The sequence below is a fragment of the Streptococcus sp. genome (assembly GCF_032481935.1).
Lineage (GTDB): Bacteria > Bacillota > Bacilli > Lactobacillales > Streptococcaceae > Streptococcus.
The window spans coordinates 1-26887 of the sequence record NZ_JAWERU010000001.1 but is presented as its reverse complement, the minus strand read 5'-3'; the positions used below and the strand labels follow the sequence as shown (position 1 = coordinate 26887).

The 26887-nt window shown below is 40.2% G+C and carries 23 protein-coding genes; 6 read left to right on the top strand and 17 right to left on the bottom strand.

Features of this window, described 5'->3' with window-relative positions:
* Nucleotides 1–40: 40 nt before the first annotated feature.
* Together tpiA and rlmD are read right to left on the bottom strand one after the other, a co-directional pair.
* Nucleotides 41–799 (bottom strand): triose-phosphate isomerase, encoded by a 759-nt coding sequence (tpiA, locus tag E7C97_RS00115; RefSeq protein WP_000087902.1) that lies wholly within the window; start codon nucleotides 797–799, stop codon nucleotides 41–43.
* A 117-nt stretch (nucleotides 800–916) separates the two neighbouring features.
* Complete coding sequence (gene rlmD, locus E7C97_RS00110) at nucleotides 917–2284, bottom strand: 23S rRNA (uracil(1939)-C(5))-methyltransferase RlmD (protein WP_075228090.1); 1368 nt, start codon at nucleotides 2282–2284, stop codon at nucleotides 917–919.
* Between the two features lie 55 nt (nucleotides 2285–2339).
* Between rlmD and E7C97_RS00105 the strand changes: the two genes are divergently transcribed.
* From E7C97_RS00105 to E7C97_RS00095, 3 genes are all read left to right on the top strand, one after another.
* Entirely contained in the window at nucleotides 2340–3113 is a 774-nt protein-coding gene (locus E7C97_RS00105) for an aminoglycoside 3'-phosphotransferase (RefSeq protein ID WP_001092976.1), read from the top strand.
* A 10-nt stretch (nucleotides 3114–3123) separates the two neighbouring features.
* The gene (gene recX, locus E7C97_RS00100; RefSeq protein WP_000705056.1) at nucleotides 3124–3900 is read left to right on the top strand and encodes a recombination regulator RecX; all 777 of its coding nucleotides are present in this window, start codon (nucleotides 3124–3126) and stop codon (nucleotides 3898–3900) included.
* An 88-nt stretch (nucleotides 3901–3988) separates the two neighbouring features.
* Nucleotides 3989–4522 (top strand): DUF402 domain-containing protein, encoded by a 534-nt coding sequence (locus E7C97_RS00095; protein ID WP_000775325.1) that lies wholly within the window; start codon nucleotides 3989–3991, stop codon nucleotides 4520–4522.
* A 267-nt stretch (nucleotides 4523–4789) separates the two neighbouring features.
* Here E7C97_RS00095 and E7C97_RS00090 read toward each other — a convergent pair whose 3' ends face one another.
* The 5 genes from E7C97_RS00090 to E7C97_RS00070 form a co-directional block, all read right to left on the bottom strand.
* Nucleotides 4790–5557, bottom strand: coding sequence for an epoxyqueuosine reductase QueH (locus E7C97_RS00090; protein ID WP_316107472.1), 768 nt, complete (start codon nucleotides 5555–5557; stop codon nucleotides 4790–4792).
* A 67-nt stretch (nucleotides 5558–5624) separates the two neighbouring features.
* On the bottom strand, nucleotides 5625–6824 hold the full coding sequence (locus tag E7C97_RS00085; protein ID WP_316107469.1) for an MFS transporter: 1200 nt from the start codon (nucleotides 6822–6824) through the stop codon (nucleotides 5625–5627).
* A 119-nt stretch (nucleotides 6825–6943) separates the two neighbouring features.
* Complete coding sequence (gene asnS / locus E7C97_RS00080; RefSeq protein WP_049530249.1) at nucleotides 6944–8287, bottom strand: asparagine--tRNA ligase; 1344 nt, start codon at nucleotides 8285–8287, stop codon at nucleotides 6944–6946.
* Between the two features lie 150 nt (nucleotides 8288–8437).
* Nucleotides 8438–9616 (bottom strand): pyridoxal phosphate-dependent aminotransferase, encoded by a 1179-nt coding sequence (locus E7C97_RS00075; protein WP_316107468.1) that lies wholly within the window; start codon nucleotides 9614–9616, stop codon nucleotides 8438–8440.
* Complete coding sequence (locus E7C97_RS00070; protein ID WP_316107467.1) at nucleotides 9613–10101, bottom strand: DUF5590 domain-containing protein; 489 nt, start codon at nucleotides 10099–10101, stop codon at nucleotides 9613–9615. Before E7C97_RS00070 ends, E7C97_RS00075 begins: the two co-directional genes overlap by 4 nt.
* Before the next feature lie 260 nt (nucleotides 10102–10361).
* Between E7C97_RS00070 and E7C97_RS00065 the strand changes: the two genes are divergently transcribed.
* A complete protein-coding gene (locus tag E7C97_RS00065) occupies nucleotides 10362–10910 on the top strand; it encodes an NADPH-dependent FMN reductase (RefSeq protein WP_316107466.1) in 549 nt (182 codons plus the stop codon).
* Nucleotides 10911–11081: 171 nt separating this feature from the next.
* On the opposite strand, the gene E7C97_RS00060 is transcribed toward E7C97_RS00065, so the two are convergent.
* Nucleotides 11082–12272 (bottom strand): O-antigen ligase, encoded by a 1191-nt coding sequence (locus E7C97_RS00060; RefSeq protein ID WP_316107464.1) that lies wholly within the window; start codon nucleotides 12270–12272, stop codon nucleotides 11082–11084.
* A gap of 211 nt (nucleotides 12273–12483) precedes the next feature.
* On the opposite strand from E7C97_RS00060, the gene birA reads away from it, so the two are divergent.
* A complete protein-coding gene (birA, locus tag E7C97_RS00055; protein WP_316107463.1) occupies nucleotides 12484–13419 on the top strand; it encodes a bifunctional biotin--[acetyl-CoA-carboxylase] ligase/biotin operon repressor BirA in 936 nt (311 codons plus the stop codon).
* A gap of 51 nt (nucleotides 13420–13470) precedes the next feature.
* On the opposite strand, the gene E7C97_RS00050 is transcribed toward birA, so the two are convergent.
* The 7 genes from E7C97_RS00050 to E7C97_RS00020 form a co-directional block, all read right to left on the bottom strand.
* On the bottom strand, nucleotides 13471–14661 hold the full coding sequence (locus tag E7C97_RS00050) for an acetate kinase (protein ID WP_316107462.1): 1191 nt from the start codon (nucleotides 14659–14661) through the stop codon (nucleotides 13471–13473).
* 49 nt (nucleotides 14662–14710) lie between these two features.
* Complete coding sequence (locus E7C97_RS00045) at nucleotides 14711–15664, bottom strand: class I SAM-dependent methyltransferase (RefSeq protein ID WP_316107460.1); 954 nt, start codon at nucleotides 15662–15664, stop codon at nucleotides 14711–14713.
* Nucleotides 15665–15767: 103 nt separating this feature from the next.
* On the bottom strand, nucleotides 15768–16898 hold the full coding sequence (locus E7C97_RS00040) for an N-acetylmuramoyl-L-alanine amidase family protein (protein WP_316107459.1): 1131 nt from the start codon (nucleotides 16896–16898) through the stop codon (nucleotides 15768–15770).
* 118 nt (nucleotides 16899–17016) lie between these two features.
* A complete protein-coding gene (locus tag E7C97_RS00035) occupies nucleotides 17017–18624 on the bottom strand; it encodes a CTP synthase (protein WP_000105251.1) in 1608 nt (535 codons plus the stop codon).
* A gap of 316 nt (nucleotides 18625–18940) precedes the next feature.
* Nucleotides 18941–19516: a DNA-directed RNA polymerase subunit delta gene (rpoE, locus tag E7C97_RS00030; RefSeq protein WP_316107457.1), complete on the bottom strand. Its 576-nt coding sequence runs from the start codon at nucleotides 19514–19516 to the stop codon at nucleotides 18941–18943.
* Nucleotides 19517–19808: 292 nt separating this feature from the next.
* On the bottom strand, nucleotides 19809–21008 hold the full coding sequence (locus E7C97_RS00025; RefSeq protein WP_049508198.1) for an ABC transporter permease: 1200 nt from the start codon (nucleotides 21006–21008) through the stop codon (nucleotides 19809–19811).
* Entirely contained in the window at nucleotides 21005–21898 is an 894-nt protein-coding gene (locus E7C97_RS00020) for an ABC transporter ATP-binding protein (RefSeq protein WP_316107563.1), read from the bottom strand. Before E7C97_RS00020 ends, E7C97_RS00025 begins: the two co-directional genes overlap by 4 nt.
* Nucleotides 21899–22226: 328 nt before the next feature.
* Here E7C97_RS00020 and E7C97_RS00015 point away from each other — a divergent pair, with 328 nt between their 5' ends.
* Nucleotides 22227–23132, top strand: coding sequence for an alpha/beta hydrolase (locus E7C97_RS00015; RefSeq protein WP_316107455.1), 906 nt, complete (start codon nucleotides 22227–22229; stop codon nucleotides 23130–23132).
* A gap of 119 nt (nucleotides 23133–23251) precedes the next feature.
* Here the strand turns inward: E7C97_RS00015 and pheT are convergent, their stop codons facing one another.
* Nucleotides 23252–25657 (bottom strand): phenylalanine--tRNA ligase subunit beta, encoded by a 2406-nt coding sequence (pheT, locus tag E7C97_RS00010; protein WP_316107562.1) that lies wholly within the window; start codon nucleotides 25655–25657, stop codon nucleotides 23252–23254.
* A gap of 131 nt (nucleotides 25658–25788) precedes the next feature.
* On the bottom strand, nucleotides 25789–26835 hold the full coding sequence (gene pheS / locus E7C97_RS00005; protein WP_049508191.1) for a phenylalanine--tRNA ligase subunit alpha: 1047 nt from the start codon (nucleotides 26833–26835) through the stop codon (nucleotides 25789–25791).
* Nucleotides 26836–26887 lie beyond the last annotated feature (52 nt).

Genomic DNA, 26887 nt, shown 5'->3' with positions numbered 1-26887 from the left:
ACCTCGAGAGGGGGAACTGTCTGTCTCAGATATTTAAGGCTTATTTTACAAAGTCAAGCAATGCCAAGAAGCTTTCTGGGTCAAGTGATGCACCACCAACAAGAGCTCCGTCAACGTCTGGACAAGCCATGTATTCAGCAACGTTTTCAGGTTTAACTGAACCACCGTATTGAACACGTACTTTGTCAGCTACTTCTTGACCGAAGTCAGCAGCTACAACGTCACGAACAACTTTACACATTTTTTGTGCGTCGTCTTGTGAAGCTGATTTACCAGTACCGATAGCCCAGATTGGCTCATAAGCGATAACTGATGAAGCTACTTGTTCTGCAGTCAATCCAGCAAGAGCAGCTGAAACTTGAGCACCTACGAATTCTGCTGCTTTACCAGCTTCGTAAGTTTCAAGTGACTCACCACAACAGATGATTGGAAGCATGCCGTTAGCAAAGATTGCTTTTGCTTTTTTGTTGATGTCTTCGTCTGTTTCGTGGAAGTAGTCACGACGTTCTGAGTGACCGATAACAACGTAGTCAGTACCGATTTCTTTCAAAACTTGTGGGCTAGTTTCACCAGTGAAAGCACCAGCATTTTCAAAGTAGCAGTTTTGAGCAGCAACTTTAAGGTTTGAACCTTTAGCAGCAGCAAGTACAGTAGTCAAATCAACTGCAGGAGCTGCGATACCTGCTTCAACAAGGTCTGATGAAGGAAGTTTTGATGCTACAGCTTCAACGAATGCTTTTGCTTCTTCTGGGTTTTTGTTCATTTTCCAGTTACCAGCAATAAATGGTTTACGTGACATTTCACATACCTCTTTTTTCATTTTATTTTCTACTTATTTTATCATATTTATAGATAGCTTGCAAATCTTACTCTGTAACTAGAAGTCTTCTTTTCAAAAACTTTCCAGTCGCCATTTCTATTTGAAAGCTGGCTTGCGCCTCGTTAATTTGACCACTGCTTCTGTTCTAGCCGTGTGTGGAAACATGTCAACGGACTGGATATAATGCAGGTCATAAACCTCTAGCAATCGGACTAAATCACGCGCCAAGGTAGACACATTACAGGATACATAAACCATCTTTTCAGGAGCGTATTTGACAATGGTATCCAAGAGCTTATCATCTAAACCTGTACGCGGCGGGTCTACTATCAAAGCATCTGCACGATAGCCTTCCTTGTACCAACGAGGAATAATTTCTTCTGCAGTCCCTGCTTCATAGTGAGTATTGGTATAACCCATACGCTTAGCATTTTCTTTGGCATCCTCAATAGCTTCTGGGATAATATCCATCCCTCTCAAACTTTTGACTTTTTTAGCAAAAGCAAAACCAATGGTCCCAACACCACAATAGGCATCAATCAGATGGTCATTCTCAGTCACATCCAAGGCCTTAACCGCTTCACTATAGAGAATTTCAGTCTGTTCAGGATTAAGCTGATAGAAAGCTCGAGGTGAAAGAGAGAATTCATAATCTAGAACACCTTCGCGTATACTATCTTGACCCCAAATAATCTCTGTCTTGTCCCCATAAATCTCAGAAGTTTTGGCAGTATTGGTATTGACTGCGACAGTCACTACTTCAGGATAATCCTTGACTAGGTCTTTCACAAATTGAGTCAAATTCAATTGGCGATTGGTCACAATGATAATCTGAACTTGCCCAGTTTTCCGTGCTCGACGAACCATGATGGTCCGAACTCCAAGAATTTTCCGTTCATCTGTAATCGGAATTTGATGATAGGTCAAGAGTTCAGAAATGCGATTGGCAATAATCTGCGTCTCCTTGTCTTGAACCAGACAGTCTTTTAGCTCAACCAAGTAGTGAGAATTCTGAGCATACAAACCTGCCTTGACTTGGCCTTTGAACTTTCGAGTTTGGAATTGCAGTTTAGCCCGATAATACTTAGGCTCCTGCATGCCAATGGTTGGTCTGATTTCATAGTTTTCATAGCCAGCAGGTGCAAATTTCTTCAGAGCTTGATGGAGGAGATCCGTCTTGAACTCCAGCTGTTTGTCATAGTGCAGGTGCATGATTTGACAGCCTCCACACTCATTATAAATGGTACAGTCTGGAACCACTCGAAACTTAGATTTTTTATTGACCTCAAGCAGTTTAGCCTCAACGTAGTTACGCTTAACCGAAGTCACCTGACAATAGATATCTTCTCCCTTGAGGGCACCTGGAACAAAAACGAGGGTTTTCTGGAAAAAACCAATTCCTTCCCCGTTAATCCCCATGCGCTTGATTTTTAATGGAATTTTTTGTTTGACTTTTAGATTCATAAGTCTATTATACCACGTAGTTTCTCAATGGTTAAGAATATGTTACAATAAAACCATGAATACAAAGATATCTTTTTCCTCATTGGATTTTCCTGAGCAATTACGAACTTATATAGAGGGGGCCAACCTATCTGACAGCTCTTCTCATTCAGGCGCAAGAGTTCTCTATCTTGATTCAGATTACTATTTAAAAATTGATCAAAAGGGAAGATTAGAGCGAGAAGCTAGCATTGCAAGTTGGTTTGAACAAGAAGGAATAGGAACTCCAGTCATCCACTATCTATCTACAGATAAAGACTACCTCCTGACTAAAGAGGCTATTGGTCATGATGCTCTCGCTTTTTTAGACCAGCCAGAAAAAATCTGCCGAACCATGGCAGAGGCTCTTAAAAAGCTTCACAACTTAAACCCACAAAATTTTCCATCAGAAAATCATTTAAAAGCCTATAAAGAAAGAGCCTTTAAAAACTATGAAAAAGGTGAGTTCTATGCCAAGGCGCTCCTCCCCCAATTCCAGATTAACAGTCGCGAAGAGGCCTTCCAACTCATCCAAGAACAAGGGCACCTTTTAGAAACAGATGCCTTTATTCACGGTGATGCCTGTCTACCAAACTTTATTCTCAAAGATGCTGACCACTTCTCTTGTTTTATTGATCTTGGTTTGGCTGATTTTAGTGACCGGCATATCGATCTCTTTTGGGCAGTTTGGTCCCTCAATTACAACTTAAAAGATCCCAAATATGCTGAACTATTTCTCAACTATTACGGGAGAGAGCTGGTTGATAGCAACAAACTTCGACTCGTTGCTGCCTTCGAAGCATTTGGATAAGAGGTAAACCATGAAAATCACAAAACTTGAAAAGAAAAAAAGACTCTTTCTACTTGAGCTTGATAGCGACCAAACCTGCTACATTACAGAGGATACCATTGTGCGCTTTATGTTGACAAAAGGGAAAGAGATCTCAGCTGAAGAACTAACTGAGATTAAATCCTTTGCGCAATTTTCCTACAGTAAAAATCTAGCTCTTTACCACTTATCCTTCAAGGCCCGCACTGAAAAAGAAGTTCGAGATTATCTAACCAAGCATGAAATTGATGGGAAAATCATCCCCAAAGTTATCCAGTCTTTAAAAGATGATAATTGGATCAATGACCGGCAATATGCTTATGCCATCATCAATTCCAATCAGCTTTCAGGAGATAAGGGAAGCTATATGCTGATGCAGAAGATTTCTCAAAAAGGCGTTACCAAATCCATTATCCAAGAAGTCTTACAAGAATTTGATATGACGGAAGTCGCAGAACGGACAGCTGAAAAACTACTGAAAAAATACCAGGGGAAATTACCTGCCCGCGCCCTACAGGATAAGATTATCCAAAGCCTAACCAATAAAGGATTTTCCTACACAGAAGCCAAAACAGCCTTTGACCAATTGGATAGCCAGGTCGAAGAAGAAACCGTTCAGGAACTTATTTTTAAAGAGTTAGATAAGCAATACCCAAAATACTCACGAAAGTATGAAGGATACGAACTGAAACAACGTTTGACCCAAGTTTTAGCTAGAAAAGGTTATGATTTTTCGGATATAGCCAGTGCTCTCAGAGAATATCTTTAATTTTTTCATGAAAAAACTAAGAACTTTAAACAAAAATGTGATACAATAGTAAACGATAAACTTATAAATTGTAGAAAGTTGGTTAGTTATGAAACTTCCAAAAGAAGGCGACTTTATTACAATTCAAAGTTATAAGCATGATGGGAGTCTCCACCGTACTTGGCGAGACACCATGGTACTAAAAACAACAGAGAACGCTATTATCGGCGTCAACGACCACACACTTGTTACCGAAAGTGACGGTCGTCGTTGGGTGACTCGAGAACCGGCTATTGTTTACTTTCACAAGAAATATTGGTTTAATATTATCGCTATGATTCGTGAAAATGGTATCTCCTACTACTGCAATATGGCAAGTCCTTACTATCTGGATGAAGAAGCTTTAAAATACATTGACTATGATTTGGATGTTAAAGTGTTTACAGATGGTGAAAAACGCCTCTTGGACGTTGAGGAGTATGAACGACACAAGCGAAAAATGAAGTATTCTTCTGATCTAGACTATATTCTGAAAGAGCATGTTAAGATTCTTGTTGATTGGATTAACAATGAGCGAGGTCCTTTCTCAGAAGCCTATGTCAACATTTGGTACAAACGCTACGTAGAACTAAAGAATCGGTAAAGTTGTCAGAGGTCAGGATTAAAATCCTGACCTCGTTTTTTGATTTTCAACGAGCCTTTGAGTGGCGACTAATTGAACTGTTTATCAGCATTCTAAATTTCAAAAAATACTTTTAACCTAAACTTCATTTTTCATCCACAAGTTTTAAGATGCACTGATTTATTAAAGGATTGAGATTCTAGGACTAGGAATTCATAGATTGGTCCATCGATTTCTCTCCATCACCTTTTCCTAGCAAAAAACCTGCCCAATGTGGCAGGTTTTCGTCTAAATATCTAACTTCGTAACAGTGAACTTGATATGCGAATAGTCTTTCTCGATATCCTTATCTACCATAAAGGCAGTTGCATCCTTCTTGACCTGTACCAAGTCAATATTCTGTGCTTGAGCGGCATAGACACAGCCACAGTAGCATTGGCGATAAATGTCATACTCTTCACACATTTCTACAGAGCGTTTATAGCCTTGATTTTTCTTAAAATCACTCGGAAGATAATGAGTGGTGTAGATTTTCTGCACATCAATCCCGATACTATTGATGGTTTGTGAATTTTTGTGAGGACTGATAGTCAAGGCAGAACCGAAGTAGTCAAATCCTAAGTCCATGGCCACCTGTGCTGTCTTATCCAGACGATAGTCAAAACAAACCTTACAACGATCGCCACCTTCAGGTTCTTCTTCCAAACCTCTGACCAGCTGACGGTATTCGTTGGGTTCATAGGGTGCTTCTAGATATTGAACCTTGTTGCCAGTCCGTTCATTGAAATCACTGACAAACTTTTTTGTCACATAGGCACGCTTGTGATACTCAGCTTTAGGATGGATATTTGAATTAGCAAAATAAATAGTTACATCTGCATACTTGGTCAAATACTCTAAAGTATAGGTGCTACAAGGAGCACAACAGACGTGCATGAGAATGGTTGGTTTTTCTTCATTTTTTTCCCAAACTTGAACCATCTTTTGCATGACTCGGTCATAGTTGATCTTTTGATTGGGATTCATCTTACTTAGAATTTCTTCTACATCGATCATACTCTTCTCCTTTTCCTCTTGCTATTGTACCACAGGATGATCCTTTGGGCAAATAGGTTTTCGTGCTTTACTCAGTTTTTAAGTCCTTATCTAATAGCTTGCCCATCCTTGTCAGACTGATTATTAATATAGGATAAATTAAAAGCAAGATAAGACCTAGAACTAAAAAGACCGCTACAAGACCCCAACGATCGATCAACCAACCTGTCAGTGGAAATATGACAATCATGGAAAGACTAAAGAGCATGGAATTGATACTAAGCATAGTTGCTCTTACACTGGAAGGTAAATAACCTTGTAAGTCATTGAAATAGATCGGCTGATAAACTGCATAAAGTGTATCAGTTAAAAGATATACAAGAAGAAAAGCAAAGGGGGTTCCTAAAAACACCAACAACAAGGCCAAGCCCGTTAGTGCAACAAGAGTCGGAAAAACTCGATTACTATTCCATTTTTTACCGATTTGACTAGCTACATAAACAGCTATAAGATTTAACCCACTACCAATAAGCATAACCAGTGAAACCTGCCATCCTGCTAAGTCACTTATTTTCTGCTGATAATAAAAGTAAAACATACACATGAGTGTCCCTATTAGCTGATAAGTCAGCATCCAGTAAAAGAGTACTGGTTTTTCCTGCCATTCTTTACGAACTTGTTGGACAATCATTTTAAAGGTTAAGACTTCATTTTTCTCTCTCTTAGCCATTGGTTCTTTCATAAAATAAATCAAAATGATAGAAAGAAATGAAAATCCTATAGCAATTAGATAGGTCCAAGCCAATGCTCCGTGAATAAAGAAGCCTGCCACAACTGTACCTAGGGTTCGGGTGACTTCTGCCACACCAGACAAAAAGCTCGAAATCTGAAGATATCGGTCCTTTTGACCCGCTTCTACCGCAGAATCATATAAGAAAGCGGTGCTGGTTCCCGAGTCAAAATTATAGGACCAAGCACTAACCATCATGGCAAGAGCATAAATCCAAAAATTCCCTTGACCAAGTAAAATCAAGATAGAGGATACAATACTGGCCAAGCGAGCCAAATAGAGATTGGTCTTGTAGCTAAATCGATCGGCCAACATACCAGACGGGATTTCACACAAGAGACTTGTACCGTGAAAGATACTTTCTAATAGACCAATTTGAAGTAAGGAAAGACCGTTTTGAATGAAAAATAAAATCCAAAAACTGGTGATTCCAAAATAAGAAGTGAATTCCAGACCTGCTAGGAGTGGAATATTGCGTTTGTAAGTTCTTTTAAACATCGTTTTCTCTCTTTCAATATATAATATGAGTTTTTCTAAAAGACTTACTTAGAGTTGCCTACATTTTCTCCACCTCTTTCATTTAAAGTAAAAACGCCAACTGGCGTTTTATATAGTTATTAAGGTTTGATACGGTGCAACATACGTGGGAATGGAATTGCTTCACGGATGTGTTTTGTTCCTGCTGCAAAGGTTACCATACGTTCGATACCGATACCAAATCCACCATGTGGGACTGTACCATATTTACGAAGGTCAAGGTAGAATTCATATTCTGTACGATCCATACCAAGAGATTCCATCTTCGCTACAAGGGCATCGTAATCTTCCTCACGCATGGAACCACCGATGATTTCTCCGTAACCTTCTGGTGCGAGCAAGTCTGCACAAAGTACGCGATCTGGGTTACCAGGAACTGGCTTCATGTAGAAGGCCTTGATGTCAGCTGGATAGTTGATCACGAAGGTTGGTACACCAAAGTGGTTTGAAATCCATGTTTCATGTGGTGAACCGAAGTCATCACCATGTTCAAGATGTTCGTAGTCCGCATCTTCATCATTTTCATGCTCTTGCAAGAGATCAATCGCTTCATCATAAGTGATGCGTTTGAATGGCTCAGCAATGTAGCGTTTCAAGAGCTCAGTATCACGCTCCAATGTTTCCAAAGCTTGAGGAGCACGGTCAAGAACTCCTTGAAGCAACGCTTTAACATAAGCTTCTTGCAAGTCAAGTGATTCGTCGTGTGTCAAGTATGAATACTCAGCATCCATCATCCAGAACTCTGTCAAGTGACGGCGAGTCTTAGATTTCTCTGCACGGAATACTGGACCAAAGTCAAAGACGCGCCCAAGAGCCATAGCACCTGCTTCAAGATAAAGCTGTCCTGATTGGCTTAAGTAAGCTGGTGTTCCAAAGTAGTCTGTTTCGAAAAGTTCTGTAGAATCTTCTGCAGCATTTCCTGAAAGAATTGGGCTATCAAACTTCATGAAGCCATTCTTATCAAAGAACTCATAAGTTGCATAGATGATCGCATTACGGATTTGCATCACAGCAACTTGCTTACGAGAACGAAGCCACAAGTGACGGTTGTCCATCAAGAAGTCTGTTCCGTGTTCTTTTGGAGTGATTGGGTAATCTTGAGATTCACCGATAACTTCGATATCTGTAATATCCAATTCGTACCCAAATTTAGAACGCTCGTCTTCTTTAACAATCCCTGTCACGAAAACAGAAGTTTCTTGGCTTAGGCGTTTGATCGTATCAAATTTTTCAAGACCTACTTCTTCTCCAAATTTTTCGATAAAGTTTGGTTTAAAAGCTACACCTTGGAAAAAGGCTGTTCCATCACGCAATTGCAAGAAAGCAATTTTCCCTTTTCCTGATTTGTTGGCAACCCAGGCTCCGATAGTCACTTCTTGACCAACGTAGTCTTTTACTTCGATAATTGTTACACGTTTTGTCATCATTTATCTTCCTTTTTTCGTTTAACTTGTCCAAAGACATTATTACTCATTATTGTACCACAAATAATGCCTGATAGCTAGCTAGTTTAACAGAAATTCATAAGTTTTTAGCTACAAAAACCTCCGCCCAAAGGACGGAGGTTTAACTTCTTATTTTTCCATAAATCGGTGCAAACGACGAATAGCTTCTTTAAGAGTTTCCAAGTCTGTCGCATAACTGAGACGAACATTCTCTGGTGCTCCAAATCCGGCTCCTGTAATCAAGGCCAGACCAACTTCCTCAAGGATAGCCGTTGTAAATGCTGTTACATCGCTATAACCTTTCATCTCCATAGCTTTTTTGACATTTGGAAAGAGATAGAAAGCTCCTTGTGGTTTGACAACTTCAAAACCAGGGACTTCACACAAGAGTGGATAGATGGTATTCAAACGTTCTTCAAAAGCTTGACGCATAACTTCCACAGAATCTTGCGATCCAGTTAGCGCTTCAATCGTTGCATATTGAGATACCGCAGTCAGGTTTGAAGTCGTTTGACCTGTTAGTTTACTCATAGCAGCGATGATTGCTGGATCACCCACTGCATAACCTACACGCCAACCTGTCATTGCGTAGGCTTTTGATACACCGTTAATGACAATGGTTTGCTTGCGAATGGCTTCTGATAGACTAGAGATTGGGACGAATTCATTTCCGTTATAGACCAAACGACCATAAATATCATCTGCTAGGATGAGAATGTCATGTTCAACAGCCCAATTTCCAATGGCCAAGAGTTCTTCACGAGAATAGATCATACCGGTAGGATTAGATGGTGAGTTAAGAACCAAGACCTTGGTCTTATCTGTACGAGCTGCTTCTAATTGCTCAACAGTCACTTTAAAGTGATTGTCTTCCTTAGCTTGGACAAAGACTGGCACACCACCAGCCATTTTAACCTGATCTCCATAGCTGACCCAGTAAGGAGTAGGAATGATGACCTCATCTCCAGGATTAACTACAGCCATAAAGAAAGTGTAGAGAGAGAACTTGGCACCTGTAGCAAAGGTAACTTCGTTAGCTGCTACAGAATAACCATAATAACGTTCAAAATAGGTATTGACTGCTGCTTTTAACTCAGGCAAACCTGAAGCTACCGTATAGAAAGAAGCTCGTCCATCTCGAATGGCTGCAACAGCAGCATCTTGAATATTTTCAGGAGTATGAAAATCGGGCTGACCTAAAGTTAAGAAAAGAACATCTTTTCCTTCAGCTTTTAACTTCTTTGCTCTTGCATCACTAGCCAGAGTGACACTTTCTTCCATTTCTAATACACGCTTGGATAGTTTCATAGCTTCTCCTTTTCGATTAGGGTACCAGATTCAAAATCTACTAGATAATAGTCTTCTCCAGACTTGATTTCCCAAACGGGCTTTTCAGCATAGCGTCCAAAGGTAACCGTATCAATTTCAGTAGCTCCTTTTTCTCTAACAACTGCTTCTGCTTTTTCTTGTGAAATACCATTTTCTAGTTGATATACGTAAATATTGTTATTACTTTTCTCTATTAAAACAGCAACTGGTTTCTGATTCTTATCTTGACCAAGAACGCTATAATAGCTTTCTAAGCCATTAAAGATATCAACCTGGCTGACCGTTTCTAGATTCGCATACTGCTTGGCAAGTTTTTCCCCTTCTACCTTTGCTGTCTGATAAGGCTTCATGCTAAGCCACACCAAATAGAGAAAGGAAGAAGTCACAACTAGTGCCAGCAGGGTCAAGCCAATGCTGTACTGAAATAATAAGGAATTTTTTTCTTTTTTCTGTCTCATTTTCACTCGTCTATTTTACCATCTATCCTAGTGAATTACAAGTGAATAAAGGGGAGGATTTAGCAAGGAACTTCTCTTATGACAGGAGTATATGAAGCTTGAATCATTGATTTCACAGTCTTTTCATAATCTCTACTCCTAAAAATAATCTTGACTATCATCGATTTTTATTTTCTGAGCAGATTTCTTGCAAATGATTTCCCATTGTTGTAACATTGTTTATAACAACAGAGATAACTCTGATTAAAATCTAAAGGAGACTCCCTATGTCTAAAAAAGTATTATTTATCGTTGGTTCACTTCGTGAAGGTTCTTTCAACCACCAAATGGCGCTAGAAGCTGAAAAAGCTCTTGCAGGTAAAGCTGAGGTTAGCTACCTTGACTACTCAGCAATCCCACTTTTTAATCAAGAACTTGAAGTTCCAACTCTTCCAGCTGTAGCAGCAGCTCGTGAAGCTGTTCTAGCTGCTGATGCTATCTGGATTTTCTCTCCAGTCTACAACTTCTCAATCCCTGGAACAGTGAAAAACTTGCTTGACTGGCTTTCACGCGCTCTTGACTTGTCTGATACACGCGGAGCATCTACTCTTCAAGATAAAATCGTTACTGTGTCTTCAGTAGCAAATGCTGGTCATGAACAACTCTTTGCAATCTACAAAGACCTCTTGCCATTCATCCGTACAAAAGTTGTTGGTGAATTCACTGCAGCTCGTGTCAATGATTCTGCTTGGGTAGATGGCAAATTAGTCCTTGAAGACAGTGTTGCTTCTTCCCTAAAACAACAAGCTGAAGACTTGGTTCAAGCTATCCAATAATTGAATTGAAAAAAAGAAGAGGTTTTTTTATTAGCAATCAAACTTTGACGCGGTAGCTGATTGAACTTTTTGTTCGTCTTTTAGACTCCAAAAAGCTCCTAATCATCCTCGCGGGGCTGGGACAACGAAATCGAGACTTTGTCTATCGATTTCTGTCCCACCGCCTTTTTCTTAATCAACTAATTCATCAATCATACTATGTTTTAGTGGTAAACTACACATCACTAACAGGAAAATAAAGGATGATTGAATCCAAAAGAGAGCCAAATCAAAAATTCCGTGCACAGCTACTACTGTCAGGAAAGAGAGGTAAAGTCCAAGGATAGGACGCTTACTAGGTACTTGACTCATATCAATCAACATTCGTACCGGAGTGGCAGAAGCAATCCCCAAGAGAACTGTACCAACAACTCCATAACTCAAAATCGTATCTATATAAATACTATGAGCATGTTCATGATAAGGTGCTCCAATACGAGGGAAAGAGTGCATGTAGGTTAGTGGTCCTTCACCCCAGAATGGATTTTGCTTAAACAAGGCCATTCCAGCATTCCAGATAGAAACACGCTCTTCCATAGATGAATCTAAGGTTCCCATTCGAACACCCAAATCACTTGAAAATAGAAAGGCTAAACCAACCCCAAAAACTCCAATACTAAGCCAGAAAGCACGCCAGTTCTTAATGGTTGTGAAGAGATAAATAATCGCTCCAAAGATAATGGCTGGAAAAGCTGTACGATTCTGCGTAAAGTTTAAACCGAATAAATTAGCAAAGATGGCAATCATAGAAAAGATTCGTAACCATCTTAACTTCGTTGTGCTAATCAGATAAAAACCAATCATGATACAGAAACAACAGATAATTCCATAGTAATTGGGATTAAAGAAGGCAACTTCCGCTCGGTTTTGATGCCAAACCTGCATTCGTGGTGAGAGGAAGGTATAATCAAATTTCTTTACAATTTGGAAATGTTCCAAGGCTGCAAAGACTGCTGCCAAGACACTCGAGGCTAAAACTCCTTCAATCGTCAACCTGAAAAATTTAGGAGTCAATTGAGATTGGTAATAGTAAAAGAAGATTGCAAACAGAAACATTGCAACTGAGGCAACTACTCCCATCACATTTTGTGCTAGAAGAGAAATTGCAGTGCTATAGGCAATAAAAAAGAGCAAAACAGGGTGTTGAGACAGACGTTTCAAGATCCCCTTCATCTCCCCAGTATATACTAACCAAAGTAAGTAAGAGATAAAAATAATAACAAAAAGATAAAAAGGGAGAAAAATACTCAGAATAACTCCTAAAAGAAGTCCTTCTTGTTTCGATAAACTTTTTAACTTTTCAATGACACCTATTGATTTCACAACAGATCCTTTCCTTCTGAATATCACATTCAGATAAATAAGCTATTAAAACATTTTACCATTTTTCAAGCGATTTGAAAACCTCTTTGCCTCTATCATCCTAACTAAAACTGGGTAAAATTTTATAGTTAGCTAAGATTACTCTAAAAAACGCTCTCCCTTTTTTAAAAATATGGTACAATAAATCTAATTATTCCAGAAAGGGTCTAGCATGAAATCCTACCAAGAAGTCTATAAAATACTAATTACTGAGACTGATTATCTAAGCGGAGAAAAAATAGCTGAGAGATTAAACCTATCTCGAACTTCAGTATGGAAAGCTATCCAACGTCTCCAGCAAGAGGGACTGGAGATTGACAGTATCAAAAATCGTGGGTATAAACTTCTGGACGGAGACCTTATCTTGCCTCAGGAAATCGAAGCGAATAGTCCCATCACTGTCCAGTTTAAACCCTCAACAAAATCTACCCAAACTGATGCTAAAGAGGCTATGGAAGCTGGTGCCAAAGGGGATAGGCTCTACCTTTCCACTAGCCAAACTATGGGACGTGGCCGTTTTCAACGTCCTTATTACTCACCTGATAAGGGGGGGATTTTCATGTCCCTCCACCTACAACCCAATCTCCCTTATCAGAATCTTCCTGCCTATACACTTCTAACAGCTGGAGCTATCTACAAGGCTATCAAGAATCTTAGTTTGATTGACGTGGATATCAAGTGGGTCAATGACATTTATCTGAACCAGAAAAAAATTGCTGGTATTTTAACAGAAGCCATTACCTCCGTCGAAACTGGACTCGTTACAAATGTTATCATTGGGGTCGGGATCAACTTTTCTATCGCTGAATTTCCAAAGAATCTACAAACTAAAGCTGGAAGCTTATTTTCTCAACATACTCCCATTACTCGCAATGAATTGATTGCTGAAATCTGGAAATGTTTCTATGAAACAGAAGCCGATGAACTCCTCTATCTCTATAAAAAGCGCTCAATCGTTTTAGGAAAAGAGATTTCCTTCAAGAAGGATCAAGAAATATTCACAGGAAAAGCCTGTGACATCTCTGACCAAGGACAACTGCTGATAGAATTAGCCAAGGGTGAAAAGATTTGGCTCAATAGTGGCGAAGTTTCGCTGACTAAATGGTAGTTTTCCTAGATCAAAAAAATCGACCTTTCTTATTGAAGGTCGATTTTCTGATTATTTTTTCAAACGTTCAACGTCACGTGCAATGACCAATTCTTCATCCGTTGGAATTACCAGTACACGTACACTTGCTGCATCTGTCGAAATATCTCCGGTTGCACCAAAGACATTTTTCTCTGGATCTACATCGCAACCGAACCAAGAAATCCCTGAAATAACATCTTCACGTACATTAGTAGAATTTTCACCGATACCTGCTGTGAAAATAATAGCATCTGCTCCATTTAGGACTGCCAAGTATTGTCCGATGTGTTTTTGGATACGATCAACATACATTTCATAAGCCAAAGTGGCATCGTGATCTCCTGCCTCCATAGCAGCAATTACATCACGCATATCACTAGACTTACCTGAAACACCCATCAACCCTGACTCACGATTGAGGATACGACTGATGTCCTCAGGCTTGTTAAAGTCCTCTGTATATTGCATTAAATAAGGAATGATAGCAGGGTCAATATCCCCTGTACGAGTTCCCATCATTACACCACCAAGTGGAGTGAATCCCATTGAGGTATCGACAGATTTCCCACCCTTAACAGCTGTAATAGAAGCACCATTACCGATGTGACAAGTGATTAACTTCAACTCTTCAAGTGGACGACCCAAGAGTTTTGCTGCTTCTTGAGCAACGTACTGATGGCTTGTACCGTGCGCTCCGTACTTACGAACCTTGTTTTCTGTGTAATATTTTGTTGGTAGAGGATAGCGATAAGCTTTCTCTGGCATTGTTGTATGGAAGGAAGTATCAAAAACAACGACACTCGTAATATCTGGCAATAATTCTTTGAAGGCGCGAATACCCGCAGCATTTGCAGGATTGTGCAATGGGGCAAGAAGACCTAACTCTTCAACTTTTTCAATTACATCACCTTCCACGACTGTAGACTCTTTGAAGTACTCTCCACCTGCAACGACACGGTGTCCAACACCAGTAATTTCATCATAAGATTTAATAATATCAAAACGAATCAAGTCATCAAGCAAAATCTTAACTGCCAAAGTATGGTTGTCAATGTCAAGGACTTGTTGTTCTGAGCGACCATCGAACTTAACTGTAGAAATAGAATCTTTCAATCCAATTCGCTCAATCAACCCTTTTGCAAGCACTTTTTCTTCTGGCATTTGGTAAAGTTGCCATTTCAAGCTAGAGCTTCCAGCGTTAATTGCAATGGTTTTTGTCATAATGTTTCCCCTTTTTTAAGCGTTTTCAACTATTATATCAAAATTTATACTAGATTTCATGTTCTTGACACCAATTTTGAAAATTTTCCTTAAATTCCAACAAAATTTCAGGATCCCGAAGGCTAGTAAGTGGATAAACAAAGGGCTCTGTCCCTTCTCCCACCTTCTTTTGCAGAACAAAAATGGTCTTAGACTGGGCTCCTTGAGCGAAGAGATCCTCTGGTAAAGCTAGGATAGCGACTAGTTGAGCTTGATCAGTCAGCCAGGATTTCAAGAAATCACTCTGAGGACTCGTCAAAAGATCTGTTGGAGCAAGGAAAATAGCATAACCTCCCGTCTTAAGATACTTGAGAGATTGCTCCATTAATAGATGATGAGCGTAAGTATGTTCATCCTTTGCTGCCACTTGGTAACGTGAAGCGATCTGATCGTCTGGGTAGTAGCCAATCGGGAGGTCGCTCACAATAATATCACTTTCTTTTAATACTTGTGGACGTATTGCATCTCCTTGGACAAAGCCCATTTGCAGATCCATAACTTCAGCCATACTTGCAGCCAAATCGATTAAGAGGTCATCTAGCTCAATCCCAAGGTAATCTACCTTTTTGTTCATGGACGTTAAGAAGCTAGCACCCAGAATTCCCATCCCAGACCCCAACTCTAATAAACTTAGATTTTCAGCAGGCCACAGTTGCTCCATCAGAAAAATCATCAAGTGACCAATGGCGTCTGGTGTAAACTGGTGATTTGCTTGGAGAGGTTCTGTTTGCGCTGCCTTCATTAACAAGAATTGGTAGGTTCGTAACCACTCTTCTTTTCGAAGAGCCAGTCGTTTTAATGCTTGATTGTTTTTCTTGACATCTTCAAGATTTGTCTGACCATCCAGATAGATTCCATTTTGCTCAATCAAGGCATCGTAAAAATTTGTCGTCAAATCATTTTGAATGATTTGGACATTTTCTAGTAAATAGGTATATGCTTGTTCAATTTTTTCAAAATCCATACCCTTATCTTACCAAAAATAGTGTCCTTTTTCCAGATTTTCATAATTGTGAAAATGAAAAAAAGAAAATCTACCTCCTCAGTAGACTTTCTCTGTTTAACATTTATTTCCAAGCGCCACTGGCATCTACATAATAGCCATCTGGCGTGCGTGTATTGCTAAGCATATTACCAGATGAAGCCAGATAGTACCACTTACCATTATCTTTGATCCAGCCTGTTGCCATTGCACCAGAATCTTTTAGGTAATACCAAGAGCCCTTATCTTTCACCCAGCCTGTTGCCATGGAACCTGAGTCTTTTAGATAATACCAAGTACCACCATCTTTAAGCCAGCCTGTTGCCATTGAACCTGAGTCTTTTAGGTAATACCAAGACCCATTATCATATAACCAATCAGCTGAAATCATAGCTCCTGATGATTTAAAGGCATACCAGCTACCACCTTGATGAAGCCATGTTTGATTAAACATAACCCCTTTATCATCCATAAAATACCAGCTTCCCTGATCCTTAATCCAAGCATTTTGAACTAGTTGGCCTTGTTTTTGATAGTACCAGTTTTGTTTAGATTTTAGCCAGCTTTCTGTTTTTATAATTGGATAAAGTTCTTGGAAAGCTCCCCCACCCTTATAAGAATGACTGATAGTTTCTGGTTTTGCAAGTTTCAACTCACCATTGTCATAATCTGCCCAAGCATAGACTTTTTGACCATTGACAGTCTCTGGTAAGGTTGCAGTATAAGTCTTAGTTCGATAGTCCCATTTGGTATCAAGGTAGATGTATTGATCGTTTGATTCTTCAATACGGAAGTAACCACTCTTTCCACCGTCATGATACACATCATCAACTACTTTAGTGGACCAGGTCTTTACTTCATTTCCGCTCTTGGCTTCTACCTTGATATCCCCTCTATAGCCATAGGGTACGTAGAAATTCAGGTAACGCCCCTCTGTACCGACCATAGACTTTTCCTTTTCTTGACCTAGAAAATTGACAGTCTGATCTTGACCATTTAAAGTAACTTTCCACTCGATTTTCTCAGTTTTTGGCAAATCTAAGACTTTGATATCTACTTCATGTCCATTTTCAAATCGAAGAATTTTGCCATCTTGATATTGAACACCACCCTTAATAACCCACTCTTCTTCAAGCTCGAACGCCTTTCCTGAATGAGGAAAAGCTAGTAAAGCTAAACCTGCTAAAGACAAACTAAATAGTGTGATTTTTTTCATGAGATTTCCTCCTGTTTTTATCCATGTTAATTATATCACTATGTTATTTTTTTGCAAGAGATATCCTAAATGTATATAGGAAAAACCTCTGAGATGACTCTCAAAGGTTTTATTCTGTCTATTTACTATTTTCAACTGCTGCTGTTACAAAAGCAGTGTAAAGTTCTTCTGGGCGGTTTGGACGACTTGAAAGCTCTGGGTGGTACTGACAAGCCACAAAGAATTTGTTTTCTGGAATTTCAACAATTTCGACCAAGCGATTGTCTGGTGAAACGCCTGAAAAGACAAAACCTGCTCCTTCAAACTGTTCACGGAAGGCATTGTTAAACTCATAACGGTGACGGTGACGGCGTTGCACCACCTCTTTGTTATGATAAGCTGCCGCTGCCTTAGAACCACGTTTTAACTTAGAAGGATAAAGTCCCAAACGAAGGGTACCACCCATGTCCTCAACATCAATCTGATCACGCATGATATCAATGATAGGGTATTTGGTATCAGGATTTAGCTCTGCTGAATTAGCTCCTTCAAGACCTAAGACATTACGGGCAAACTCGATACAGGTCAACTGCATACCCAAGCAGACTCCAAGCATTGGTACATCATTTTCACGCGCATAGCGAATCGCTTCAATCTTACCTTCTGTTCCACGTTGACCAAAACCACCTGGAACGATGATTCCGTCAGCGTCAGATAGAAGTTCTGCCACATTGTCAGCTGTCACATCGTTAGCATTGACCCAATCAATCTTCACTTCTGCATCATTGGCATAACCAGAGTGTTTCAAAGCTTCAACAACTGAGATGTAGGCATCTTGCAACTCAACATACTTACCAACAAGGGCAATCTTGACTTGTTTTTTGAGATTCATGACCTTGTCAACCATAGCTGACCACTCTGTCATATCTGCTGCAGGTGCATCTATCTTCAAATGGTCACAGACGATTTGATCCATGCCTTGTGCTTGCAGATTAAGTGGGATTTGGTAAAGATGATCCACATCCAAGGACTCGATAACTGCTTCTGGCGCCACATCACAGAACTGGGCTAGTTTATTTTTAATCCCTTGTCCTGCTGGTTTTTCTGTACGAATGACCAACATATTTGGCTGGATTCCCAGACCACGCAATTCTTTGACAGAGTGTTGAGTTGGTTTGGTTTTCATTTCACCAGCTGCCTTGAGGTAAGGAAGCAAGGTCGTATGGATATACATGACATTATCTGCACCCACATCTGCCTTCATCTGACGAAGAGCTTCTAAGAATGGAAGGGACTCGATATCGCCGACTGTTCCACCAACCTCTGTAATAATAACGTCAGAGTCAGTCGTTAGAGCAGCACGCTTGATTTTTTCTTTCAAAGCATCTGTAATATGAGGAATAACTTGGACAGTTGCACCCAAATACTCTCCACGGCGTTCCTTACGAAGAACTTCGCTGTAGATTTTACCAGTTGTCACGTTTGAGTATTTGTTGAGGTTGATATCGATAAAACGTTCATAATGACCCAAGTCCAAATCTGTCTCAGCCCCATCATCAGTTACAAAGACTTCCCCGTGCTGGTAAGGGCTCATGGTTCCTGGGTCGATATTGATATAAGGGTCAAATTTTTGAATGGTCACCTTCAAACCACGGTTTTTCAAAAGACGCCCAAGGCTCGCTGCAACGATCCCTTTTCCAATAGACGACACCACACCACCAGTGACAAAAATATATTTCGTAGACATAGATTCCTCTTTCTAAAATGTTCAAGGTCTTGTTCACTAACAGGGGATTGAGAAAACAAGACCTTCATCAATAACTACACCCCAAGAAGAAAAGCTTCCTGGAAAAACAAAAATAGCTCCCTAATAACTAGGGAGCTCCGACCTCTAAAAGAGGTGCCCGAACAATATATTACCTCAAAATGAACCATTTGTCAAATAGAACAAATCGTTGACTTGGCGCATTCCAGCTTACAAAACTAATTCAAATTAATACAAAAAGCTGGACTAGGAAATCGAGACTTGATAGACCGATTCCAGCTCCAACTCCTTTTTATTTTTATTCTTCCTCTTCTTCAGAGTCTTCGTCGTCTTCTTCATTAAGATCGACTTCTTCATCTAGATCATCTGGGGCGATTTCATTGATTTCAGCATCGTAGGCTTCCACTTCATTCTTCTCATCATCTGGATTTTCATCATCATAAGAAAGAGCTGGATCTTCTTCGTAGGCGTCTTCATCCTCTGGATCATCTGCACTGTAATCAATAGCATCTGTATCACCATCCATAAAGGCGTTGACACGTTTTTTCTTAGCCTTAGGTGCTACTTCTTCATCATCACTTTCTTCAAGAGCAATGATTTCCTCATCGATTTCATCCACTCCATACCATGAACGAAGGCCCCATTTGTTATCTCCAAGTGAGATAAAGCTACCGTCAAAGTTCAACTCTGTATAGAACAAAGGCAAAGCTTCACGAATATCGCTATTAGAGGTACCGAGATAGTTTTGGATTTCATTAACCAAATCACTAAAATGCATCTCATTATCACGACCACGGAGTTCCAAGATGGCACGAGCCACCTCAATCATAGATAGTTCACTTTTTTCTTGCCCAGCAAATACTTCTAATTCCAAAGCGTTTCTCCTCATTTTTTACTACTAACGTCAGAGTGGATAAACTCTGATCTCATTTTATCATGTACTCTTTATTGTACGATAATTTTGCCTAATAGTCAAAGGTTTAGGAGAAATAAATGTGAAATATTTCAGCTAATTAATACTCAATGAAAATCAAAGAGCAAACTAGGAAGCTAGCCACAGGCTGCTCAAAACACTGTTTTGAGGTTGCAGATGGACGCTGACGTGGTTTGAAGAGATTTTCGAAGAGTATAAAAGACCTGGGAGATACACTCACAGGTCCGTGACTTTATTTATAGCTCAAAGCTCGTTTAAAGGTTTTCCAGATCCCCAAATCATCCGTTTGAAGAACCAAACTAGCATACATACGTCCAATAAAAGCTGTTGCAGTAACTGCAAAAATAACTGTTATAGCAAGCGAAATCCAAGCCTCTAGTCCATTTGCGTAACCATTGATAGTTCTGAAAGGCATAAAGAAGGTTGAAACGAATGGAATGTAAGAACCGATTTTCAAGATTAAATTATCACCAGAAGTTCCTAATACAGTTACTCCAATGAAACCTACCATAATCAAAAGCATCAAAGGCGATAAGGCCTTACCAGAATCTTCAGGTCGCGAAACCATAGAACCTAAGAAGGCAGCCAAGACCACATACATAAAGAGACTAACCAAGACAAATAACAAGGTATTGATCGAAAAGGCTTCTCCCAAGTGATTTAGAATACCTGAATTTGCCAAGATAGGCATATCCTTAAAGAAGAAAATAGCTCCAAGTCCACCTACAACATAAATACCAATATGAGTCAAAATAACAAGAAGTAAGGCAATCATGCGTGCGTAGAAATAATGGCTAGCACGAATGCTTGAGAAAACCACTTCCATGATTTTGGTTCCTTTTTCACTAGCTACCTCTTGAGCAGTGACACTAGCATAAGTAATCAAAATCATATAGAGGAAGAAACCCAGTCCTGCAGCCGCAAAGGTTTGGACCATCTTTTTATTTTCCTTGGCTTCATCAATCTGTTCTGTGAATTGAATTGTTTGAGCCAAGCGTTTTTCCTGTTCCTGAGACAAATTTGCTTCTGAACGGTTGAGTTGGGATTGGAGTTCATTCAACTTAGCGGTCACTGCTAACTTAATGCCACTCTCTAGTGAAGTTTCACCATGATAGACTGCCTTGAGGACACTATTCTCCTGGTCAATGGTTAGATAACCTTTTATTTTCTCATCTTTGATAGCGGCTTGGGCACTTGCTTCATCCTTATAGTCAAAGTTAAGACCATTGGTCGATTTAAGTTCTTCTGTAACAAGAGGAACAGAACTAACTACTGCTACCTTACTATTTTGAGCCAAGGAAGAACCTTGGAGAACACCAATTCCTCCAGATAGACCTAAAAAGAGGAAAGGCGAAATCACCATAAAGAAGAAACTCCAAGACTTGACATGTCTTAGATAGGTTTCTTTGATTACAACCCACATATTTCTCATACTTCCACCCCTGATTCTAATTTAAAGATTTCATCGATTGTTGGAGCTTGTTGATCAAACGTCGCGATATATTGACCTTGAGTCAAGATTGGGAAGAGTTCTCTACCTGCACTTTCATCATCTAAAATCAACTTCCAGCTACCTTGCTTGGTCAAGCTAACCTGTTTGACATGAGGAAGGCTCTCCAGTTCTTCCTTGCTTCGGTCACTTGAAACAAAAAGTCGTGTTTTGCCATATTGATTGCGGACTTCTTGAACCGGTCCATGCAAGACCACACGCCCATCACGAATCATGAGGATATCATCACAAAGTTCTTCGACATTGGTCATGACATGGTCAGAAAAGATAATGGTCGCGCCACGTTCTTTTTCTTTCAAGATAACCCGCTTAAGAAGTTCGGTATTAACTGGATCCAAGCCACTAAAAGGCTCATCTAGGATAATCAAATCTGGTTCATGAATCAAAGTGATAATCAACTGAATCTTCTGTTGATTTCCTTTTGAGAGACTTTTGATCTTATCCGTCAGTTTCCCCTTGACTTCCAGTTTTTCCATCCATTGAGGGAGTTTTTCTTTGATTTCCTTAGCGTCCATGCCTTTTAGAGTCGCCAAATAACGAACTTGTTCAAGGACTGTCAATTTAGGCATAAGACTGCGTTCTTCAGGTAGATAACCAATGCGAGCATAGGTCTCCTGACGAATGTCTTGACCATCAAGCTCAATCTCCCCTTGATAGTCTAAAAATTTCAAAATACTGTGAAAAATAGTTGTTTTCCCAGCTCCATTTTTCCCGACCAGCCCTAAAATACGCCCTGGTCGTGCTTGAAAGTCAACACCAAACAAAACTTGCTTAGGCCCAAAACTTTTCTCTAGATTTCTTACTTCGAGCATCATCCACCTCCGAAATTTATTGCACTCATTATACTCCTTTTTGATAGCATTTACAATGATTTATGTACATTTTTAAATCATGACTCTTAAGAAGGGAGTTTACTGGATAAGGACTTTATTGGCTCATCACCAAGCATTTTAATCCTCCAGATTTTAAGTGATAAATTTATTATACTCATTTCTTGATAAATCCGTTGGCTATGTCCTCAAATGTTCATTTTCAGTCCTGAATTGTTACTAGCAATCTTCATCATCCTGCCTAGCTTATCGTACTATTTTATGGTATATTTTTGATAGACTATAGATTATCATCGGCAAGGAATCTGATATGAAAAAAAGACTTAAACTCGAACCAAACAACAATAACTTAATCATTTGGGAAACTGAACAGCCAAAAGCCGTTCTTCAGCTCGTACATGGAATGGTAGAGTACGTGGAACGATATGAAGAATTTGCTCTAGCCATGAATAAAGAAGGCTTTACGGTTATCGGCCATGATCATCTCGGCCATGGTCATACTGCTCAAAATCCAAGTCAACTCGGAGTCTTTCCTGAATCTCCCGAGGAACTCATCGATGATATTGAAAGAGTGACCTCTTTTATTCAAGAAAGCTATCCAAAACTTCCAATCGTCCTTCTAGGGCATTCTATGGGTTCTCTTATGTGTCGCTATTATGTAGCTAAACGAAAACCACCTATCAATGCCTTGATTATCATGGCTACTGGTCAACAACCTCAGTTTCTAACTCGATTTGCTCTCATCCTAACAGAATGCATCCGACTTATAAAAGGGAATAAACACCGTAGTAAACTCTTGACTTATCTATCAACTGATAGTTTTAATCGAAGTATTAAGAATTCGAAAACATCTGTCGATTGGCTCTCGAAAAATGAAGAATCTAACCAAGCTTATCTGAAGGATCCATTCTGTCAATTCATCCCTACTATTCCCATGTACAGATCCATTTTTTACTTCTCTAATCAAGTAGCTAGTAAGCAGGTAATCGATGAGATTCCAGCTCAACTCCCCATTCTCGTTATTTCAGGACAAGAAGACCCTCTGGGAGAAAATGGTAAAGGTATAGAAAGATTTGTAAAACTCCTAAAGGCTTCACATTCGAAAGTAAGCGTCCGAGTAGTTGAAGAGGCTCGTCACGAAATTCTAAACGAGAATAATCGAAACGATACTTATCACTTCATAGCTGATTGGATGACAAAAAATACCGATGTCTGATCATCTTGTAACAGTATTAAAAAGGAGTTGTTTCCCCGTCAATTTGATTCAATCATCAGGCTAAAGCTTGATGATTTTTTCTACTAAAAAATCCATCCCTAGGGATGGATTGAAGGTTTTTAACGCACTTCTGCATTCACTTTTTCTTCGAGTGATGCTTGGATTTTTTCCATGTAGCGTGCGACTTCTTCGTCAGTCAAGCTATCTTCTGGATTTTGGAAGGTCAAGCTATAAGCCATTGACTTCATACCTAGTCCCAATTTTTCGCCTGAGAAAACGTCAAAGAGTTTGATATCTGTCAATCGTTTCACGCCTGCAGCCTGGATAGCATCTACAACTTCTTGGTGAGTGACTTCTGCCTTGAGGAGAAGGGCGATATCACGGCTCACCGCTGGGAATTTGGTGATTTCCACAAATGGAGCGGCTGGTTGAAGAGCTGTCTCAATAGCTGAAAGGTTGAGCTCTGCTACATAAGTTTCTGGAATATCGTAAGCCTTGGCTGTAACAGGATGTACTTGACCGAGGAAACCAAGGACTTGGTCACCGAGTGAGATCAAGGCTGTACGTCCTGGGTGAAGACTAGCAATTTCAGAAGTTGCTGTATAAGTCACTTCAAGACCCAAGCGAGCAAAGAGAGCTTCCAAAATTCCCTTAGCATAGAAGAAGTCAACAGGAACTGCCGCAGTTTGGAAGTCTTTTTCAGCAACTAAGCCAGTCAAGGCAAAGGCAAAGCTGTTAATTTCATTTGGCAAGTCTTCTTTTGGATTACCAGTTTGCTCGAAAACTTTTCCAATCTCATAAAGAGCCAAGTTTTTATTCTTACGTGCTACGTTGTAGGCAACTGTATCCAAAATACCTGAAACCATATTTTGACGGAGAACTGAACGATCCACAGTCATTGGCCACATGAGCTCTGTTAAATTGCTTGGCTGAATCGTAAACTCAACCGCTTTTTCAGGAGTTGTAAGAGCATAAGTGATGATTTCTGTCAATCCAGCACCTTCAGCAATGGTACGAACTTGACGACGGAGTTTTTGTGTCGCAGTCAATTCACCTGCTGTCCCATCGTCTTTTGGAAGACTAGTTGGTAAGCGATCATAGCCATAGATACGAGCGATTTCTTCAAAGAGGTCCGCTTCGATAGTGATATCCCAACGACGACGAGGGACGCTGACAGTGAAGGCTTCTGCATTTCCAGAAAGACCGAAGCCAAGACGACGGAAGACATCTTCAACATCAGCAAATGAAAGCTCTGTACCGAGGACACGGTTGACGTCAGCAAGAGTTGAAGAAACTTCCACATCAGAAGTGTCAAGCTCACCTGCTGAAACGATTCCCTTACGAACAGTTGCTCCTGCAAGCTCTGCAATCATGCTTGCTGCCGCATCAAGGGCTTCATTGACAGTTGCCACGTTGATGCCTTTTTCAAAGCGAGAAGAAGATTCTGAACGAAGGTTGAGGCGACCACTAGTCTTACGGATAGATTTGCCATTGAAAACTGCAGCTTCAAGGACGACACGAGTAGATTTTTCAGAGATTTCTGTAGCTTGACCACCCATAACACCTGCAAGGGCTACTGTTTTATCAGCAACAGTGATCACTAAGTCATTTGTTTCCAACTCACGTTCTTCACCGTCCAAGGTTACCAATGTTTCACCTTCACGCGCTTCACGCACACGAATCTCGCTTCCTTCAAAGGCATCCAAGTCAAAGGCATGCATAGGCTGACCAAAGTAGAGGAGGATATAGTTAGTCACGTCGACCACGTTATTGATTGGACGGATACCTTCGTTCATGAGAAGATTTTGCAGCCATTGTGGACTTGGTGCGATGGTCACATTGTCCAAAATACGAGCTGCATAATAAGGAGCCTTATCTGTGTCAATGCTGACAGAAAGAGCATCGGCTGCAGCTTGGTCTGTTTCTGTTAAACTGAATTCTTTAAAGTTGACTGCCTTGTCATAGATAGCTGCTACTTCGTGCGCTACTCCACGCATAGAAAGAGCGTCTGCACGGTTTGGAGTGATAGAAAGTTCGATGATTTCATCATCCAAGTCTAGGTAAGAGAAGACTTCATCCCCTGGAACAGCATCTTGAGGCAAGATTTGAATTCCATCTGCAAATTCCTTAGGTACAACTGAGTCAGAAATACCCAATTCACCAAGTGAACAGATCATTCCGAGAGATTCTAAACCACGGATTTTCCCTTTTTTGATTTTGTAGTTGTCAGCGATACGAGCTCCCGGAAGTGCCACCATAACCTTGATACCTGCACGCACATTCGGTGCGCCACAGACGATTTGACGAGCTTCTTCTTCACCAACATTGACTTGGCAAACATGCAAGTGTGTTTCGGGCACATCTTCACAAGACAAGACTTCACCGACGACAATTTTTGAGAGACCAGCAGCAGGTGATTCCACACCTTCGACCTCGATCCCTGTAGTTGACATTTTTTCAGCCAACTCATCTGATGGTACATCAATGTCCACCAATTCTTTTAACCATTTGTATGATACTAACATAATTCTGAGCATAAGATCCCAACCAGCGAGATCTTTTCAATTCCTTTCTTTTTCTTCGAGTCAGTCGCTTCTTTTTCTAGACTATGTAAAAACGAGAACGACTGTTTAGGATTGTGTTTCAGGTTTCAATCTTATTTAAACTGTTCTGAGAAGCGGACATCGCCTTGGTAGAATCCACGGATATCGTTGATTCCATAGCGAAGCATAGCTACACGCTCTTGACCAAGACCAAAGGCAAAACCAGAGTAAACAGTTGCATCGATACCACTCATCTCAAGGACACGTGGGTGAACCATACCAGCACCCATAATCTCGATCCAACCAGTTTTCTTACATACGTTACAGCCGTCTCCTCCACATTTGAAGCACGAAACATCCACCTCAACAGATGGCTCAGTGAATGGGAAATAAGATGGGCGTAAACGAATTTGACGCTCTTCACCAAACATTTTTTGTACAATCAACTGAAGGGTTCCTTGAAGATCCGCCATTGAGATGTTTTTCCCAACAACTAAACCTTCGATTTGGTGGAATTGGTGACTGTGGGTCGCATCGTCAGTATCACGACGGAATACACGTCCTGGTGAGATCATCTTCAAAGGACCTTTAGAAAAATCATGAGCGTCCATCGCACGCGCCTGAACTGGAGATGTGTGGGTACGGAGCAAGATTTCTTCTGTGATGTAGAAAGTGTCCTGCATATCACGGGCTGGGTGGTCTTTTGGAAGATTCATACGTTCAAAGTTGTAGTAATCTTGCTCAACTTCAAATCCATCCACAACTTGGTAACCCATTCCGATGAAAATATCTTCAATTTCTTCACTAGTTTGTGTGAGAACGTGACGGTGACCAGTCGCAACTGGACGACCTGGAAGTGTCACATCGATGCTTTCACTTGCTAGTTGAGCTTCCACTTTCTTTTCTTCCAAGAGCTTAGCTGTTTCTTCAAAAGCGGCTGTTAGGACATCACGAGCCTCATTGACGTGTTTTCCGATAACAGGGCGCATTTCAGCTGATACATCCTTCATCCCTTTGAGGATTTCAGTTAGTGACCCTTTTTTACCAAGGACAGAGACTCGCAAATCTTGCATCTCTTTTTCATTTTCAGCAGTAATCTGCTTCAAGCTAGCTAGCGTTTCTTCACGAAGCGCTTTTAATTGTTCTTCAATAGTTGACATAATTCCTCCATCAGTCTCTCGTAGATAAAAAGAAAACCACATGCCAAAAACT